The sequence below is a fragment of the Sphingomonas citri genome, assembly GCF_019429485.1.
Taxonomy (GTDB): Bacteria; Pseudomonadota; Alphaproteobacteria; order Sphingomonadales; family Sphingomonadaceae; genus Sphingomonas; species Sphingomonas citri.
Genome location: NZ_JAHXZN010000002.1, coordinates 426,901 through 441,859 on the forward strand (window position 1 = coordinate 426,901; position 14,959 = coordinate 441,859).

Sequence of the window (14,959 nt, forward strand, 5' to 3'; positions counted from 1 at the left end):
CAGGCGCGGGCCGTTGCGACGTGCCGCACGCCCCCACCTCTGTCATCCCGGACGTGTTCCGAGATCCACCCTTCCGCGAGAGCAATGCCTGCAGGAGGTGCGGAACAGTGGATCCCGGACGAGGTCCGGGATGACGAAAGGGTGGGTGGTGCAAGGGTGAGTCGCGCGAGAGCGCACCCGCAAGCCGTGGTGGGCAGCGAGACCCCCCTCCCCATCATCGCGCTTGCCCCGACTCCGCCGCATCGGGCACAGGCGACATCAATGACCGTCAGCGTGGACATGGGCACCGATATGTCGGGCGCGCCCGTGACAATGGATCTCGAGGAACTGCTCGCCACCCGCTTGCTCGTCCAGGGCAATTCGGGCTCGGGCAAGTCGCACCTGCTGCGCCGCCTGCTCGAGGGCTCGGCCGGGCAGGTGCAGCAGGTGGTGATCGATCCCGAGGGCGATTTCGTGACCCTCTCCGAGCGCTACGGCCATGTCGTGATCGAGGGCGCGGATTATGCCGAGCGCGAGATCGCGCGCATCGCCGCGCGGTTGCGCGAGCATCGCGCCAGCGTCGTGCTCAGCCTCGAGGGGCTTGAGGCGGAAGGCCAGATGCGCTGCGCCGCGGGCTTCCTCGGCGCGCTGTTCGACGCCCCGCGCGAGCATTGGTACCCCGCTCTGGTGGTGGTCGACGAGGCGCAGCTGTTCGCCCCCACCACCGGCGGCGAGGTGGCCGAGGACGTGCGCCGCGCCTCGCTCTCGGCGATGACCAACCTGATGTGCCGCGGCCGCAAGCGCGGGCTCGCCGGGGTGATCGCGACGCAGCGGCTGGCGAAGCTCGCCAAGAACGTCGCGGCCGAGGCGAGCAACTTTCTGATGGGGCGCACCTTCCTCGACATCGACATGGCGCGCGCGGCGGACCTGCTGGGCATGGAGCGGCGCCAGGCCGACGTGATCCGCGATCTCGCGCGCGGTACCTTCCTCGCGCTCGGCCCGGCGGTGTCGCGCCGCCCGCTGACGGTGAAGATCGGCGCGGTGGAGACGCAGGCGCGCAGCGGCAGCCCCAAGCTGGTGCCGCTGCCCAAGGCGGACAGCGTCGACGTCCAGGCGCTGCTCGACGTCACCCCCGAGGCGGCGCCGGCGCTGCCGCTGTCGTTCGATCCCCGCCCGCGCCGTGTGCCGAGCGAGGAGCTGCTCGCCGATCTCGCCGCGCCGCCCGCGCCGGGCGTGCCCGCGCCCGCGCTGCCCGACCGCTCCGAAGAGGAGGTCGAGGCGGTCTACGCCGAGGTGCTGCGCGCGATCGTCGCGGACGTGGAGAGCGCCGGGCGGCCCGCCGCGGTGCTGTTCCAGGACTTTCAGGTGCGCTGCCGCATGACCGGGGTGGCGCGCCCGGCGCTCGACCTCGCCGCCTTCAGCCGCCGGCTGTCGTGCGCGCGCGCCGGCATCTTCACCCCGCACGCCGAGGAATGGGCGAGCGCGCTGGCGCTGGCGCAGGGGCTGCCCGACGACATGCTCGGTGCCTTCCTGCTGGTGGCCAAGGCGGCGCGCGACGGGGAGCCGTGCCCGTCCGACGAGGCGATCGCGCACACCTATGGGACGAGCTCGCTCGGGCGGGTCAAGCGGCTGATCGGCTACATCGAGAGTCGCGACCTTTTCGTCACCCGAACCGACATGGCCGGCAAGCGCTCGATCACTATTCCCCATCTCGGCTGGACGACGGGTACGGCGGAGGCGGCGTAGGGGGCGTCGGACGCCGGGTGTACTCACCCCTCCCCGTCAGGGGAGGGGTTTACCCGACTCCCGACACATTACCCCGCCTCCAGCTGCGCCTCCGCCACCAACGGTGGGGTCTGCTGGTGCTGCACCACGGTCCAGCGCTCGTGCTCGATGCGGCGGTAGGTCGAGGTGCAGTGCGCGACATAGGTCTTGCCCCCGCCCTTAGATGCCTCGACCTTATAGGCCACCACGATCAGCCCCTCCTGCGGGCGCACGATGCGCTGGTCGCTGAAGCGCACCGCGTCCCAGCGCGGCGTCCGGCTCACCGCTTCCACCGCCGCCTCGCTCTCGAGCACATAGGGCGGCTGCGGCACCACCATCAGCGCCGATTCGTCGATCGACTCGCGATAGTGTTCCGCGTCGGCGGTCCACAGGCTCTCCTCGAACGCCCACACGCGACCGTCTTCCATGCTACCTGCTCCCGTGATTGTTCCGCCACCAAGCGAGGCGGGCGCGGGATCGTTCCGTCGCTTCTCAACCCGCCGCGCCGCGGCGCCACGGATAGCCGCTGACGCGCGGCCACAGCAGGTTGAGCGCCAGCCCGCCGAGCACCAGCGCGGCGGCGAGCAGTTTCCACCCCGGCAGCGGCTCGCCCAGCAACAAGGCCGAGGTGCCCATGCCGAACACCGGCACCAGCATCGCGCTCGGCGTGATCGTCGCGGCGGGATGGCGCGCCAGCAGCCAGCCCCAGGCGGCATAGCCGAACAGCGTGTTGCCGACCGCCTGCCACACCACGGCGGCCCACACGCCCGGCCCGGCGCGTTGCACCGCCGCCGCGATCGGCGCGGCACCCTCGACCAGCAGCGCGGCGGCGACCAGCGGCGGCACTGCGAACGCGCTCGACCAGATCACGAAGCCCAGCATGTCGGTGGTGCCGCTCGCCCTCGCGACCTGGTTGCCGCCGGCCCAGCTGATCGCCGCCGCGATCGTCAGCGCGATTCCGAGCGGAGTGGCGGCGCGATCGTTGTGGACGAGGATGGTGAGGATGCCCGCGCTCGCCAGCACCAGCGCGCCGAGCTGATAGGAGCGGACGCGCTCGCCGCTCAACACGATCGCGAGGCCGATGGTGAAGAACACCTGACTCTGCACCACCAGGCTGGCCAGACCGGGCGAGATCCAGCCGTCCATCGCGAGGAACAGCAGCCCGAACTGTCCGGCGCCGATCAGCAGGCCGTAGGCGGCGAGCGAGCGCCACCTCACCTTCGGGCGCGGCACGATCAGCGCGGGCAGGAAGGCGAGCGCGAAGCGACAGGCGGCGAAGGCGAGCGGCGGCAACACGTCGAGCGCGGCGCGGATCACGACGAAGTTGGTGCCCCACACCGCCACCACGGCGAGCGCGAGCAGCAGGTGGCGCGGCGGCACCGCACCCGATACCGACGCGGCCATGCTCAGCCAAGAAGGCCGAGCGAGGTCAGCTCGGCGCGCAGCGCGTCCGCGCCGGCGAACAGGTGCGAGCGGATGCCGAGCGCGCGCGCGGCGAAGACGTTCGCTTCATTGTCGTCGACGAAGAAGGCCTGGTCCGCGGTGAGCGCGAAGCGGCGCAGCGCGAGGTGGAAGATCGCCGGATCGGGCTTCACCACGCGCTCGTCGCCGGAGACGACGATGTCGCGGAAGCGGTCGAACAACGCCGCCTCGCGCGCGCGGAACGGCGCGAAGAACTCGCCCGAGAAATTGGTGATCGCGAACAGCGGCACGCCGCGCCCGTCGAGTTCCTCGACGAGCGCGGGCATGCCCGGGATCGGCCCGGGGATCTGCTCGCCGAAGCGCGGCCCCCACAGCGCGATCATCTCGGCGTGCCGCGGATGCAGCGCGGTGAGCTCGGCGCTGGTCTCGGCGAAGGGCCGGCCGGCGTCATGCTGGAAATGCCACTCGCGCGTGGCGACATCACGCAGGAACGAGTCGAGCGCCTGCTCGTCGTCGAACAGGCGCCCGTAGAGCGCACGCGGGTCCCAGTCATAGAGGACGTGCCCGACGTCGAAGATCACCGACGTCGGGGCGCCGGCCGCCGACGTCACGTCAGAGCTCAGCCCTGGCGCGCCTTGAAGCGGCGGTTGGTCTTGTTGATCACGTAGGTGCGGCCGCGACGACGGATCACGCGATTGTCGCGGTGGCGGTCCTTGAGCGACTTGAGGCTGTTGCGGATCTTCATGGCGATGGCGCTTCTATCGAGAGAATGAGAAAGCGCGCCGCCTAGAGAGCAGGGGGTGGAAAGTCAACCTGAGTCGGGGAGAGTGGCGGATGTGGCCGTGCTTCGAGACGCCACTTCGACGAGCTCAGCGACTCCTCAGCATGAACGGGGGATGAGGGCGAGGCCGAGGGAACGCGCGCTGCAGCCGGGATCGCCCAGCCGTTCACTCACGTCCGTTCGCGCTGAGGAGAGCCTGAGCTCGTCGAAGCCTCGTCTCGAAGTCACCCTACCGTCATGATCCCACTCCGCCCCCTGCCCCTGGCGGAGCTTGCGACGCGCTGCGGCGTTGCTATGGCGCAACGATCGCTTCCCCGAAGGATGTGTCATGCGTCGTGTCGTCCTCGTCCTTCTCGCCGCCGCGCCGCTGGCGGCCTGCGCCACCGGGCCGCAGCGCTTCCCGGTCGAGGCGACCCGCTTCCACTATGACGCGGTGGCCGAACGCGGCACCGTGAGCGTCGAGCCGCTGCAGGGCGCGGGATCGCCCAGCCTAGAGTACAAGACCTACGCCGCCGCGGTGGAGGCCGAGCTGCTGCGCAACGGCTTCACCAGCCCCGCGCCGGGCACCGCCGCGCAATATATCGCCACCGTCGGCTTCACCCGCACCGACCGGCCGCTGCCGCCGCGCAGCTCGCCGGTGCAGATCGGGCTCGGCGGGGGCGGCTTCTCGGGCGGGCGGCGCGGTGGCACCGGGCTGGGCGGCGGGGTCAGCTTCCCGCTCGGCGGCGCGCGCGAGCGCATCGGCGTGGTGACCGAGCTGGCGGTGCGGCTGCGGCGCGGCCCCAACGCGATCTGGGAGGGGCAGGCGCAGTCGCTCACCGACACCAGCGCGCCCGACGCCGACGCCAACACGGTCGCGGCGCGGCTCGCCGCCGCTCTGTTCAAGGATTTCCCCGGCGAGTCCGGGCGCACGGTCGAGGTGAAATGACGCTACAGATCAACGCCGCCTTCGATGGCGGCAACATCCGCCTGGTCGAGCTCCGCGGCGAGGGCGACGACTGGACCTGCGATCTTGAGATCGTGCGCGATCACCAGTCCGACTTCTACCAGTGGTTCTACTTCCGCGCCGCCGGGCTGCGCGGCAGGCGGGTCACGTTCCGCATCGTCAACGCCGGGCAGTCGGCCTATCCGTTCGGCTGGCCGGGCTATCGCACCCGCGCCTCGACCGACCTGGCGGCGTGGCGGATGATCGACACGCGCTACGACGGCGGCGTGCTCACCTTCGACTGGACCGGCACCGGCGACCTCGCCTGGTTCGCCTATTTCGCGCCGTTCACGATGGAGATGCACGCGCAGCTGGTGGCGCGGATCGCGGCGCGGCCGGGCGTGACTCATCGCGAGCTGGGGCAGACGCTCGACGGGCAGGCGATCGATTACTTCCGCGTCGGCAGCGGTGCCAAGCAGGTGTGGCTGTACGGCCGCCAGCACCCCGGCGAATCGATGACCGAATTTTGGATGGAGGGCGCGCTCGACTGGCTCACCAGCGACGCCGCCACGTCGCTGCTGGCGGCGGCGACGGTCCATGTCGTGCCCAACATGAACCCCGACGGCACGCGGCGCGGCCATCTGCGCACCAACGCGGCGGGGGTGAACCTCAACCGCGAGTGGCACGCGCCGTCCGCCGAGCGCAGTCCCGAGGTGCTGTGCGTGCTGCGCGAGATGGACCGCACCGGCGTCACCTTCGCGATGGACGTCCACGGCGACGAGGCCATCCCGGCGAACTTCATCGCCGGCTTCGAGGGCATTCCCTCCTGGACCGACGCGCATGGCGCGAAATTCTACGATTTCGGACAGCGGCTGGCGGCGCACAGCCGCGATTTCCAGACCGAGCTGGGCTATGAACGCTCCGCCCCGGGCAAGGCCAATCTGTCGATGTCGACCAATCAGCTCGCCGAGCGCTTCGGCGCGGTGTCGGTGACGCTGGAGATGCCGTTCAAGGACCACGATCCCAATCCCGACGCCGAGTTCGGCTGGAGCCCCGAGCGCAGCCGTCGGCTGGGGGTGTCGTGCCTCGAGGTGGTCGCTGAGATGATCGACGGGTTGTGAGCTCCGAGTTCCTTCCCGCTCGCGGGGAGGGGAACCATGCGCACCGTGTGCAGGGGGCTTCCGCAGGCGCTGCACTGCGCAGAGAACCCGCTTCACCACTCGCTTCGCGAGCGTGCGGACTTTGGCGTGCCGGGGGCACGCCAAGATCGTGTCCGGCGGACACGATCGCGCCCGCACGCCCCCTTCCCGCCCTGGGGGGACGATCGTCAAACGGCCCTCACGTCCGCGGATGGCGGTGCAATTCTTCCTCGAGCTCGCCGATGTAGCGGCGCAGCGAGCCGGCAGAGACCGGGTCGGTCACCATCGCGGCGGTGCGGCGCGCGCGCGCCAGTTCGCTGCGCACGAGCTCGTGCGTCGCCTTGCGTAACATCGTTTCTTCCCTGCCCCCGTTCGCGCGCTCCATGCGCGACCCGGTCGGGGAGGGATTGGACGAAACCGCCGTCGACGCTCCATCCGCATCGGATCGGACGGATCCGCGCGGACCGTGGCGGCCGATCACGCTGAGCGCGTCACTCGCCCTGCGCGCGATAGTCCTTCAGCTCGTCGCCGATGATGCGCACCACGTGGAGCACGTTGGTCGACCCGGGGGTGCGGAACGGCACGCCCGCCATCACGATCACGCGGTCACCCGCCTGGGCGATGCCTTGGCGCAGCGCGATCCGCTTCGCCTTGGCCACCATCTCCTCGAACGACTCCACGTCGCGCGTCACCACATTGTGCGTACCCCACAGCAGCCCGAGCCGGCGCGCGGTCTCGCGATTGGGGGTGAGCACCAGGATCGGCACCGACGGGCGCTCGCGCGCGATCCGACGCGCGGTCGAACCCGAGCTGGTGAAACAGATGATCGCCGCCGCGGACACCGTCGCGGCGATGTTCTTGGCCGATTCCGCCAGCGCGTCGGCGGTGGTGGGATCGGGCCGCGTCACGGTGAAGTGGATGCGGTCGCCGTGCATCGGATCGCGCTCCACCGCGTCGCCGATCGCGTTCATCATCGCCACCGATTCGACCGGCCAGGCGCCCGCGGCGCTCTCGGCCGAGAGCATGATCGCGTCCGCACCGTCGTAGATCGCGGTGGCAACGTCGGAGACCTCGGCGCGCGTCGGCGACGGGCTCTGGATCATCGACTCGAGCATCTGCGTCGCGACCACCACCGGTCGGCCCATGCGGCGCGCGGTCTCGACGATGCGCTTCTGCAGCGGCGGCACCGACTGCGGCGGCAGCTCGACGCCCAGATCGCCGCGCGCGACCATGACGCCGTCGCACATCTCGACGATCTCCTCGAGCCGCTCGATCGCGGCGGGCTTCTCGATCTTGGCGAGCAGCGCGGCCTCGCCCTGGATCAGCTTGCGCGCCTCGGCCAGGTCCTCGGGGCGCTGGACGAACGAGAGCGCGATCCAGTCGACTCCCTGCTCCAGCGCGAACGACAGGTCGGAGCGGTCCTTCTCGGTCAGCGCCGCCATCGGCACCACCACGTCGGGAACGTTGAGGCCCTTGTTGTCGCTCAGCGCGCCGCCGATCTCTACGTTGGTGACGATACGATTCTCGTCATGGTCGGTGACGCGTAGCACCAATTTGCCGTCGTCGAGCAGCAGGCGCGCGCCCGGCTCGATCGCGGCGAAGATCTCGCGGTGCGGCAGCCGCACGCGCGTCGCGTCGCCCGGCGTCGGGTCATGGTCGAGCGTGAAGGTGCTGCCGTGCTCCAGCATCACGCGGCCACCCGCGAACTTGCCGACGCGCAGCTTGGGCCCCTGGAGATCGGCGAGGATCGTCGAGGGGCGGTTGAACTTCTGCTCCAGCGCGCGGATCGATCGGATGATCTGCGCCTTGGAGGCCTGGTCGCCGTGGCTCATATTGATGCGGAACGCGTCCGCGCCCGCCTGGAACAGCGTCGCGATCATCTCGGGCGTGTCGCTCGCCGGCCCCAGGGTGGCGAGCACGCGAACCTTGCGCGAGCGCGGGGCGATCGTATCGGATGTCTCGGTCACATGCGCCTTCCTGCTTTGCCGCGGACGCCTTAGCGACTAACGCGCCGGGATCAAATCCGGAGATGCAGATGGATCAGCGCGACCCCCTCGACACGCTCGACGACGCGACCGCCGCGGCGGCCTTCCGCCGCCTGGTGCGCCACCTGCGCCACCGCACCGACGCGCAGAACGTCGACCTGATGGGGCTGGCGGGCTTTTGCCGCAACTGCCTGTCCGACTGGGTTGGCGAGGCGGGCGGGCTGCCCAAGGATGCCGCGCGCGAGGCGATCTACGGCATGCCCTATGCCGAGTGGAAAGACCGCCACCAGCACGAGGCGACACCGGAGCAGCTGGCGCGGATGAAGGAGAGCGTCGCGCGCAACGCGTGATCGGCGGAGCGAGAGAGTCTCGACCCTCGGCTGATCCTTCTGCGCGGGAAGAGGTTCAACGAGCCCCTGAGCTATTGGCTCAGCCTAGGCGCCGCGCCTCGAACTTGACTCCGCGGCCCTGCCCCGCTACCCGCGCCGCTTCGCAATCGCCCCCGCACCCCGGTGAAGCGGCGGGCCTGCGCTTTCCACCTCGTGGATCACGCGGCGCGATGACCGGGACCAACGTTGTACGCCATTGCTTAGGAATATCTGATGTCGAAGCGCAGCAGCGCCAAGTACAAGCTCGACCGTCGTCTCGGCGAGAACATCTGGGGCCGGCCGAAGAGCCCGGTGAACAAGCGCGAGTACGGCCCGGGCCAGCACGGCCAGCGCCGCAAGGGCAAGATGTCGGACTTCGGCATCCAGCTGCGCGCCAAGCAGAAGCTCAAGGGCTATTACGGCGACGTCACCGAGAAGCAGTTCCGCCACGCCTATGAGGAGGCGTCGCGCATGAAGGGCGACACCTCGCAGAACCTCATCGGCCTGCTCGAGCGCCGCCTCGATGCGATCGTGTACCGCGCGAAGTTCGCGCCGACGATCTGGGCCGCGCGTCAGCTGGTCAGCCACGGCCACGTCCGCGTCAACGGTGTGAAGTGCAACATCGCGTCGCGCCGCTGCGACGTCGGCGACGAGATCACGCTCGGCACCAAGGCGCAGGAGATGGCGCTGGTGCTCGAGGCGCAGCAGCTCGCCGAGCGTGAGGTGCCCGACTATGTTGCGCCCGACGGCGCCGCGAAGGTCTCCTTCATCCGCGTGCCGACGCTGGACGAGGTGCCGTATCCGGTGAAGATGGAGCCGAACCTGGTCGTCGAGTTCTACTCGCGCTGACCTGCCCCATCCGTCGCTCCGGCATCTCCGGAGTGGCGCCGGAGGGTCGTCGCCCTCCCCGAGGACCCCGGCCGCGTGCCGGGGTTTTTCGTTGGGGTGACGTGCTCCGGCAAACGCCGGAGCCCAGGGCAGCAGGTGCCGCGCTCGTGGCTCTGGGCTCCTGCGTGCGCAGGAGCAAACCGGCGCCTTCTTAGCGCCGCCACCCCTCCCGCAACCAACCCGACCCGCTCTCGTTCTCCGTCCACATCGACAGGAGACCCAAGATGGCGGACGCCAACACCGACCCGACCAAGCTCAAGCACGACCTCTGGCAGAAGATGGCGGACAGCCCGTTCGTCATGGTCGGCCCGGCGGACGGCTCGGCGCACAGCGAGCCGCTCACCGCGCAGCTCGACAAGGACCAGGTCGACACACTCTTCTTCTTCGTGGGCAAGGACAACCGGCTCGCCGGCGGCGGTCGCGTGATGGCGCAGTACGTGTCCAAGGGGCACGACTTCTTCGCCTGCATGGACGGCCAGGCGCGCATCGACAACGACGCCGCGCAGATCGACAAGCTCTGGAACAAGCAGGCCGAGGCCTGGTTTCCGGGCGGTCGCGAGGACCCCAACTTGGCGCTGCTGCGCGTCGACGTCGACAGCGCGGAGCTGTGGGAAAGCGACATCTCGCTCTCGGGCCGCGTGAAGATGCTGTTCGGCGGGACGATCAAGGCGAGCGAGTCGGGCAGCCACGCCAAGGTGGCGACGACGGCGGAGAATTCACCGGCGTAACTCCCCGCTCGCTGGGAGGCGGCAGCGCGACGCGCTGACGGAGGGGACTCTCCCCTTTGAGGACGGCTCGTTTGAGGCGTCGCCCCTCCACCGCTCGCTACGCGAGCGGTCCCCCTCCCCGCGTGCGGGGAGGATAAAGCCAAGAGAAAAGGGCGCCCGGTTCGCACCGGGCGCCCTTCTCGCGTCAGCCGCTCGGCGCGGCTCAGGCGCTGTAATACATGTCGTACTCGACCGGGCTGGGGGTCATCTCCCAGCGCGCCACGTCCTGCCACTGCAGCTCGACATAGGCCTCGATCTGGTCCTTGGTGAAGACGTCGCCTTTCAGCAGGAAGTCGTGGTCGGCCATCAGCGAGTCGAGCGCCTCGCGCAGCGACGCGCAGACCGTCGGCACCTGCGCCAGCTCGGCCGGCGGCAGGTCGTACAGGTTCTTGTCCATCGCCTCGCCGGGATGGATCTTGTTCTGGATGCCGTCCAGGCCCGCCATCAGCAGCGCGGCGTAGGCGAGATACGGGTTCGCCATCGCGTCGGGGAAGCGCACCTCGACGCGCTTGCTCTTCGGCCCGGTGCCGTAGGGGATGCGGCACGAGGCCGAGCGGTTGCGCGCCGAATAAGCGAGCAGCACCGGCGCCTCGTACCCCGGCACCAGTCGCTTGTAGCTGTTGGTGGTCGGGTTGGTGAAGGCGTTGATCGCCTTGGCGTGCTTGATGATGCCGCCGATGAAATACAGGCAGGTGTCGGACAGGCCGGCATAGCCGTTGCCCGCGAAGAGCGGCTCCTTGCCGTTCCAGATCGAGAAGTGCGTGTGCATGCCCGATCCGTTATCTTCCTTGATCGGCTTGGGCATGAAGGTGGCCGACTTGCCATAGGCGTGCGCGACCTGGTGCACGACATACTTGTAGATCTGCATGCGGTCGGCGGTGGTGGTCAGCGTGCCGAAGGTAAGGCCCAGCTCGTGCTGCGCCGCCGCCACCTCATGGTGGTGCTTGTCGCACGGCAGGCCCATCTCGATCATGGTCGAGACCATCTCGCCGCGGATGTCGACCGCCGAGTCGACCGGCGCGACCGGGAAATAGCCGCCCTTGGCGCGCGGGCGGTGCGCGAGGTTGCCGCCCTCATATTCGCGGCCGGTGTTGGTCGGAAGCTCGATGTCGTCGATCTTGAAGTAGCTGCTGTTGTAGCTGTTCTCGAAGCGGACGTCGTCGAACATGAAGAACTCGGCCTCGGGGCCGACATAGACGGTGTCGCCGATCCCGGTGGTGGCGACATAGGCCTCGGCGCGCTTGGCGGTGGTGCGCGGGTCGCGGCTATAGCCCTCGCCGGTCGACGGCTCGACGATGTCGCAGAACACGATCAGCATCGGCGTCGCCGAGAAGGGATCGGTGTAGACCGCGTCGAGGTCGGGCTTGAGGATCATGTCCGACTCGTTGATCGCCTTCCAGCCGGCGATCGAGGAGCCGTCGAACATCAGGCCGTCGGTCCACTCGTCCTCGCCCATCACCGAGGCGACCATGGTGAGGTGCTGCCACTTGCCCTTGGGATCGGTGAAGCGCAGATCGACCCACTCGATCTCCTCGTCCTTGATCTTCTGCAGAACGTCTGCGGCCGTGTTCGCCATGATGCTTCTCTCTCTCGCAGATGCGCTCCCCGGACGTTGCCGGGGCACGCGGTAACAGGGACGCCCCGGCGCGCGGCCGGGGCGATGGGATGTCAGATCGCGTCGTTGTCGCGCTCGCCGGTGCGGATGCGCAGCGCAGTCTCGACCGGGATCACGAAGATCTTGCCGTCGCCGATCCGGCCGGTCTGCGCCGCGGCAGCGATCGCCTCGACCACGCGCTCGGCGAGACCGTCCTCGACGACCACCTCGAGCTTCACCTTGGGCAGGAAGTCGACGACATATTCGGCGCCGCGATACAGCTCGGTATGGCCCTTCTGCCGGCCGAAGCCCTTGGCCTCGGTCACGGTGATGCCGCTGACGCCGATCTCGTGCAGCGCCTCCTTCACCTCATCCAGCTTGAACGGCTTGATGATCGCCTCGATCTTCTTCACGCGATTGACGCCCCACCTCGGATGAAAGACCGATACCCCGCGAGGTACCTTGCACCGACCGTGCCAGCCGCGGACGCTCAGGGCAACCCAGTGCGGCGATCGGCCGGGCGGCGGGCGCGCCTGCCCGAAAATCGGGCAGCCGCGCGCCGACTGCCGCCGCTTTGAGCAACCCGACGCAGGCCAATTTGTTAAGCGGCAAGGGGATAAGGGGCGACATGCGTAACTTCCGGTTGTCCTGGATCTTCGGCGTGTCGTCGCTCTCGCTGCTGCTCGGCGGCTGTGGGGGCGGTGGCGATGGTGGCAGCAGCACGGCGAGCACCCCCGCCGCGGTGGTGGTGACGCCGGCCCCCGCGCCCGCTCCCTCGCCGACGCCGAGCCCGGCGCCGCAGCCCACCCCCTCCCCCACGCCTGTCGCGCTCGATCCCGCCTCCGCCCCGCCCGCCGGCAGCTGGGCGGCACGCGCCGCCGCGCTCTTCACCAGCCAGCCCGACGTGGCCAATTGCCGCCCCGGCATGCTGGCCGACAGCGTGCGCGCCGATGTGCTCGCGCGGCTGAACGCGATCCGGGCGCTCCACCGCCTGCCCGCGGTGACCTATTCCAGCGCCGACGACGAGCAGGCGACCCAGGCGGCACTGATGATGGCGGCCAACGGCCAGCTCACCCACACGCCCCCGGCCGACTGGAAATGCTACACCGATACTGGCTCGACCGGCGCGGGGACGAGCAACCTCTACGGCGGGCTGATCTCGCCCTATCTCGCCTACTACACCGAGGACATGTATCTCGGCGGCTGGCTCACCGAGACGACCAACCTGGTCGCCAACAACGTGGGTCACCGCCGCTGGATGCTCGATCCCTTCCTGGGCAAGATCAGCTACGGCCGCGTCGCGCAGGTGCTCGCCGACGGCAGCCGCACCGATGCGGCGGCGATGAAGGTGGTCTCGTTCAGCGGCGGGGTCACGGTGCCGGGCGGGCTGCCGCCCTACGTGGCCTATCCTTACGGCGACTATCCGGCGCGCTACTTCGACCCCGCGGCGCTGCTGTCCTTCTCGGTGATCGCCGACGCGACGCGGCGCGGCGGCGCCAACGCTCAGGTCGATTACTCCAGGGCGACGGTACGGGTATCGAACGGCGACACTGCGCTGACGGTGTCGAACATCAGCTTCGACAACACCGGTTACGGCGTGCCCAACAACATCCAGTTCGCGGTGGCGGGGCTGGCCAACGGCGTGACCTACACCGTGACGATCGACGGCGTGTCGGTGCGCGGCCAGGCGCAGAGCTACAGCTACACCTTCCGGATCGTGGCGTAGCCGAGCAGCTCGGCATGACACGGCGGACCTTCAACCGGCTGATGCAGGCCTGCGCCTGGCGCCTGTTCGGCTAAATCGACCGGAACCACTCCAGATCAACGCGAAGCCGCGACGCGCGTGTCAGGTTGCGCGCATGTTTCCGGACGCTTCCCCGCCACCGCGGCCACTTCTCCTGCTCGCCGAGGCCGAGCCGTTCCGCGTCGATTATCTCCGCCACGCGCTACACGACGCGGGGGCGCAGCTGCTCGGACCGGTCCGCGCGGTGGCGGAAGGCCTGGCGCTGCTCGCCAATTTGCGCGAGCGCCCGGCCGCCGCGATCGTCAACTTGCGGCTGAGCGACGGGAGCGCCCTGCCGTTGCTCGACTCGCTCGAGGCCGGCGGCGTGCCGCTGCTGCTCATCGGCGAGGCGGGGATGGTACCGCCGCCGCACCTCGCCGCGCGCCCGTGCCTGCTCGCACCTTTCGCCTCCTATCAGATCGTCGCGGCGGTTCGCGCGCTGCCGGTCGCCATGACGCCGACGTCACCCGCGTCGACGCCGCTCGCCGAGCGTGCGCGACATGGCTGATGCCACCGAGCCGACGCCCGGCGCCACGGCGCTGTTGATCATCGACATGATCAACGACCTCGATTTCGAGGGCGGCGAGCAGCTCGCCCCCCCGGCCATCGCGGCGGCGGATCGCATCCGCGCGCTGCGCGATCGCTCCGACGCGGCGGACGTGCCGGTGATCTACGTCAACGACAATTTCGGGCGTTGGCACGCCGAGCGATCGAGCATCGTCGACCATTGCTGTCGCGAGGGCAGCCGCGGCGCCGCGCTGATCGACGCGCTCCGCCCGCGCGAACGCGACTATTTCGTGGTGAAGCCACAATTCTCCGGCTTCTACGCGACCAACCTGCCGGTGCTGCTGCCCCAGCTCGGGGTGAGCCGGCTGATCCTGACCGGGGTCGCTGCCGACATCTGCGTGTTGTTCACCGCCGCCGACGCGCACATGCGCGACTATGACCTGTGGGTACCCGAGGACACGGTCGCGAGCGAGCGCCCCGAGCACCTCGACTGGGCGTTGGAACTGATGCGCAAGAGCATGTGCGCGGAAACGGCGGCGAGCTGCCACCTGAGCTTGGAAGCTTGGTTGGCAAGGGCCGAAACCTGAGCGGCCCCGCTCGCGAACCGGAAGATCACCGGCTCAATAGTTCGGCCACAGCCCCGGCGTGGCGATCTCGAGCACATGACCGTCGGGATCATTGAAATAGACGCTGCGCCCGCCCGCGGGCCAGTGGATCTCGCTGAGCTCGGCGACGCCGTGCGCCCGCAGCTTGTCACGCCAGGCGTCATAATCTTCCGCCGCGGTCTTGAACGCCATGTGGAGCGGACCGGCGCCGTCGTGCCCGGGGATATGGCCCTGCGGCGTATCCTCGCCCGCGGTCGACTGGCCGCGCGCGAAGATCAGCAGCACGCTGCCGCCGCCGGCGTCGAGGGCGGTGAGTCGCTCCTCGGCGCGCAGGATCGCTAGCCCCATGACGTCGCGAAAGAAGGCGATCGAACGCGCCTTGTCTTCGACATAGAGCGCCGTCTCGAGCACTCCGTTGAGCTGCGGCATCATCGTCTCCCGTGATGCGGCGC

The 14,959-nt window shown here is 69.5% G+C and carries 18 protein-coding genes; 9 read left to right on the forward strand and 9 right to left on the reverse strand.

Annotation, left to right across the window (positions count from 1 at the left end; all coding sequences use genetic code 11):
• The first annotated feature begins 261 nt into the window (after positions 1–261).
• Positions 262–1,725 carry an ATP-binding protein gene (locus tag KZ820_RS10075; RefSeq protein WP_219748476.1) on the forward strand — a complete coding sequence of 488 codons (1,464 nt, stop codon included), beginning with the start codon at positions 262–264 and terminating at the stop codon, positions 1,723–1,725.
• Between the two features lie 68 nt (positions 1,726–1,793).
• Here KZ820_RS10075 and KZ820_RS10080 read toward each other — a convergent pair whose 3' ends face one another.
• From KZ820_RS10080 to ykgO, 4 genes are all read right to left on the reverse strand, one after another.
• Positions 1,794–2,171 (reverse strand): DUF4440 domain-containing protein, encoded by a 378-nt coding sequence (locus KZ820_RS10080; protein WP_219748477.1) that lies wholly within the window; start codon positions 2,169–2,171, stop codon positions 1,794–1,796.
• A gap of 64 nt (positions 2,172–2,235) precedes the next feature.
• Complete coding sequence (locus KZ820_RS10085; RefSeq protein ID WP_258048018.1) at positions 2,236–3,147, reverse strand: EamA family transporter; 912 nt, start codon at positions 3,145–3,147, stop codon at positions 2,236–2,238.
• Between the two features lie 2 nt (positions 3,148–3,149).
• On the reverse strand, positions 3,150–3,776 hold the full coding sequence (locus tag KZ820_RS10090) for an HAD family hydrolase (RefSeq protein WP_219748478.1): 627 nt from the start codon (positions 3,774–3,776) through the stop codon (positions 3,150–3,152).
• Positions 3,777–3,784: 8 nt separating this feature from the next.
• The gene (gene ykgO, locus KZ820_RS10095) at positions 3,785–3,910 is read right to left on the reverse strand and encodes a type B 50S ribosomal protein L36 (RefSeq protein WP_003046794.1); all 126 of its coding nucleotides are present in this window, start codon (positions 3,908–3,910) and stop codon (positions 3,785–3,787) included.
• Between the two features lie 364 nt (positions 3,911–4,274).
• On the opposite strand from ykgO, the gene KZ820_RS10100 reads away from it, so the two are divergent.
• Together KZ820_RS10100 and KZ820_RS10105 are read left to right on the forward strand one after the other, a co-directional pair.
• Positions 4,275–4,874 (forward strand): DUF4136 domain-containing protein, encoded by a 600-nt coding sequence (locus KZ820_RS10100; protein WP_219748479.1) that lies wholly within the window; start codon positions 4,275–4,277, stop codon positions 4,872–4,874.
• On the forward strand, positions 4,871–5,992 hold the full coding sequence (locus KZ820_RS10105; protein WP_219748480.1) for a M14 family metallopeptidase: 1,122 nt from the start codon (positions 4,871–4,873) through the stop codon (positions 5,990–5,992). Before KZ820_RS10100 ends, KZ820_RS10105 begins: the two co-directional genes overlap by 4 nt.
• 217 nt (positions 5,993–6,209) lie before the next feature.
• On the opposite strand, the gene KZ820_RS10110 is transcribed toward KZ820_RS10105, so the two are convergent.
• Both KZ820_RS10110 and pyk read right to left on the reverse strand, forming a co-directional pair.
• The gene (locus KZ820_RS10110; RefSeq protein WP_219748481.1) at positions 6,210–6,362 is read right to left on the reverse strand and encodes a hypothetical protein; all 153 of its coding nucleotides are present in this window, start codon (positions 6,360–6,362) and stop codon (positions 6,210–6,212) included.
• A gap of 139 nt (positions 6,363–6,501) precedes the next feature.
• Positions 6,502–7,977: a pyruvate kinase gene (gene pyk / locus KZ820_RS10115; protein WP_219748482.1), complete on the reverse strand. Its 1,476-nt coding sequence runs from the start codon at positions 7,975–7,977 to the stop codon at positions 6,502–6,504.
• 68 nt (positions 7,978–8,045) lie between these two features.
• Between pyk and KZ820_RS10120 the strand changes: the two genes are divergently transcribed.
• The 3 genes from KZ820_RS10120 (at position 8,046) to KZ820_RS10130 (ending at position 9,979) form a co-directional block, all read left to right on the forward strand.
• Positions 8,046–8,345 (forward strand): DUF1244 domain-containing protein, encoded by a 300-nt coding sequence (locus KZ820_RS10120; protein ID WP_373369018.1) that lies wholly within the window; start codon positions 8,046–8,048, stop codon positions 8,343–8,345.
• Positions 8,346–8,597: 252 nt separating this feature from the next.
• Positions 8,598–9,212, forward strand: coding sequence for a 30S ribosomal protein S4 (rpsD, locus tag KZ820_RS10125; protein WP_183924538.1), 615 nt, complete (start codon positions 8,598–8,600; stop codon positions 9,210–9,212).
• Positions 9,213–9,475: 263 nt separating this feature from the next.
• A complete protein-coding gene (locus KZ820_RS10130) occupies positions 9,476–9,979 on the forward strand; it encodes a pyridoxamine 5'-phosphate oxidase family protein (protein WP_219748484.1) in 504 nt (167 codons plus the stop codon).
• A gap of 202 nt (positions 9,980–10,181) precedes the next feature.
• On the opposite strand, the gene glnA is transcribed toward KZ820_RS10130, so the two are convergent.
• Together glnA and KZ820_RS10140 are read right to left on the reverse strand one after the other, a co-directional pair.
• Complete coding sequence (gene glnA, locus KZ820_RS10135) at positions 10,182–11,594, reverse strand: type I glutamate--ammonia ligase (protein ID WP_132910350.1); 1,413 nt, start codon at positions 11,592–11,594, stop codon at positions 10,182–10,184.
• 92 nt (positions 11,595–11,686) lie between these two features.
• Positions 11,687–12,025 (reverse strand): P-II family nitrogen regulator, encoded by a 339-nt coding sequence (locus KZ820_RS10140; RefSeq protein ID WP_132910351.1) that lies wholly within the window; start codon positions 12,023–12,025, stop codon positions 11,687–11,689.
• Between the two features lie 215 nt (positions 12,026–12,240).
• Here KZ820_RS10140 and KZ820_RS10145 point away from each other — a divergent pair, with 215 nt between their 5' ends.
• The 3 genes from KZ820_RS10145 to KZ820_RS10155 all read left to right on the forward strand — a co-directional run bounded on the left by KZ820_RS10145 (position 12,241) and on the right by KZ820_RS10155 (position 14,489).
• Positions 12,241–13,338, forward strand: coding sequence for a CAP domain-containing protein (locus KZ820_RS10145; RefSeq protein WP_219748485.1), 1,098 nt, complete (start codon positions 12,241–12,243; stop codon positions 13,336–13,338).
• Positions 13,339–13,471: 133 nt separating this feature from the next.
• Positions 13,472–13,903, forward strand: a complete 432-nt coding sequence (locus KZ820_RS10150; RefSeq protein ID WP_219748486.1) for a response regulator — start codon at positions 13,472–13,474, stop codon at positions 13,901–13,903.
• Positions 13,896–14,489, forward strand: a complete 594-nt coding sequence (locus KZ820_RS10155; protein ID WP_219748487.1) for a cysteine hydrolase family protein — start codon at positions 13,896–13,898, stop codon at positions 14,487–14,489. The genes KZ820_RS10150 and KZ820_RS10155 overlap by 8 nt, the downstream gene beginning before the upstream one ends.
• Positions 14,490–14,522: 33 nt before the next feature.
• On the opposite strand, the gene KZ820_RS10160 is transcribed toward KZ820_RS10155, so the two are convergent.
• A complete protein-coding gene (locus KZ820_RS10160) occupies positions 14,523–14,936 on the reverse strand; it encodes a VOC family protein (RefSeq protein WP_219748488.1) in 414 nt (137 codons plus the stop codon).
• Positions 14,937–14,959: the final 23 nt, after the last annotated feature.

Bases quoted from the DNA above. Each gene is read 5' to 3' on its own strand.
- KZ820_RS10130 (WP_219748484.1), top strand. From the start codon at position 9,476: ATGGCGGACGCCAACACCGACCCGACCAAGCTCAAGCACGACCTCTGG.
- ykgO (WP_003046794.1), bottom strand. From the start codon at position 3,910: ATGAAGATCCGCAACAGCCTCAAGTCGCTCAAGGACCGCCACCGCGAC.
- KZ820_RS10105 (WP_219748480.1), top strand. From the start codon at position 4,871: ATGACGCTACAGATCAACGCCGCCTTCGATGGCGGCAACATCCGCCTG.
- KZ820_RS10160 (WP_219748488.1), bottom strand. From the start codon at position 14,936: ATGCCGCAGCTCAACGGAGTGCTCGAGACGGCGCTCTATGTCGAAGAC.
- KZ820_RS10085 (WP_258048018.1), bottom strand. From the start codon at position 3,147: ATGGCCGCGTCGGTATCGGGTGCGGTGCCGCCGCGCCACCTGCTGCTC.
- KZ820_RS10150 (WP_219748486.1), top strand. From the start codon at position 13,472: ATGTTTCCGGACGCTTCCCCGCCACCGCGGCCACTTCTCCTGCTCGCC.
- KZ820_RS10120 (WP_373369018.1), top strand. From the start codon at position 8,046: ATGGATCAGCGCGACCCCCTCGACACGCTCGACGACGCGACCGCCGCG.
- KZ820_RS10155 (WP_219748487.1), top strand. From the start codon at position 13,896: ATGGCTGATGCCACCGAGCCGACGCCCGGCGCCACGGCGCTGTTGATC.
- glnA (WP_132910350.1), bottom strand. From the start codon at position 11,594: ATGGCGAACACGGCCGCAGACGTTCTGCAGAAGATCAAGGACGAGGAG.
- KZ820_RS10110 (WP_219748481.1), bottom strand. From the start codon at position 6,362: ATGTTACGCAAGGCGACGCACGAGCTCGTGCGCAGCGAACTGGCGCGC.
- rpsD (WP_183924538.1), top strand. From the start codon at position 8,598: ATGTCGAAGCGCAGCAGCGCCAAGTACAAGCTCGACCGTCGTCTCGGC.
- KZ820_RS10145 (WP_219748485.1), top strand. From the start codon at position 12,241: ATGCGTAACTTCCGGTTGTCCTGGATCTTCGGCGTGTCGTCGCTCTCG.
- KZ820_RS10075 (WP_219748476.1), top strand. From the start codon at position 262: ATGACCGTCAGCGTGGACATGGGCACCGATATGTCGGGCGCGCCCGTG.
- KZ820_RS10080 (WP_219748477.1), bottom strand. From the start codon at position 2,171: ATGGAAGACGGTCGCGTGTGGGCGTTCGAGGAGAGCCTGTGGACCGCC.
- KZ820_RS10100 (WP_219748479.1), top strand. From the start codon at position 4,275: ATGCGTCGTGTCGTCCTCGTCCTTCTCGCCGCCGCGCCGCTGGCGGCC.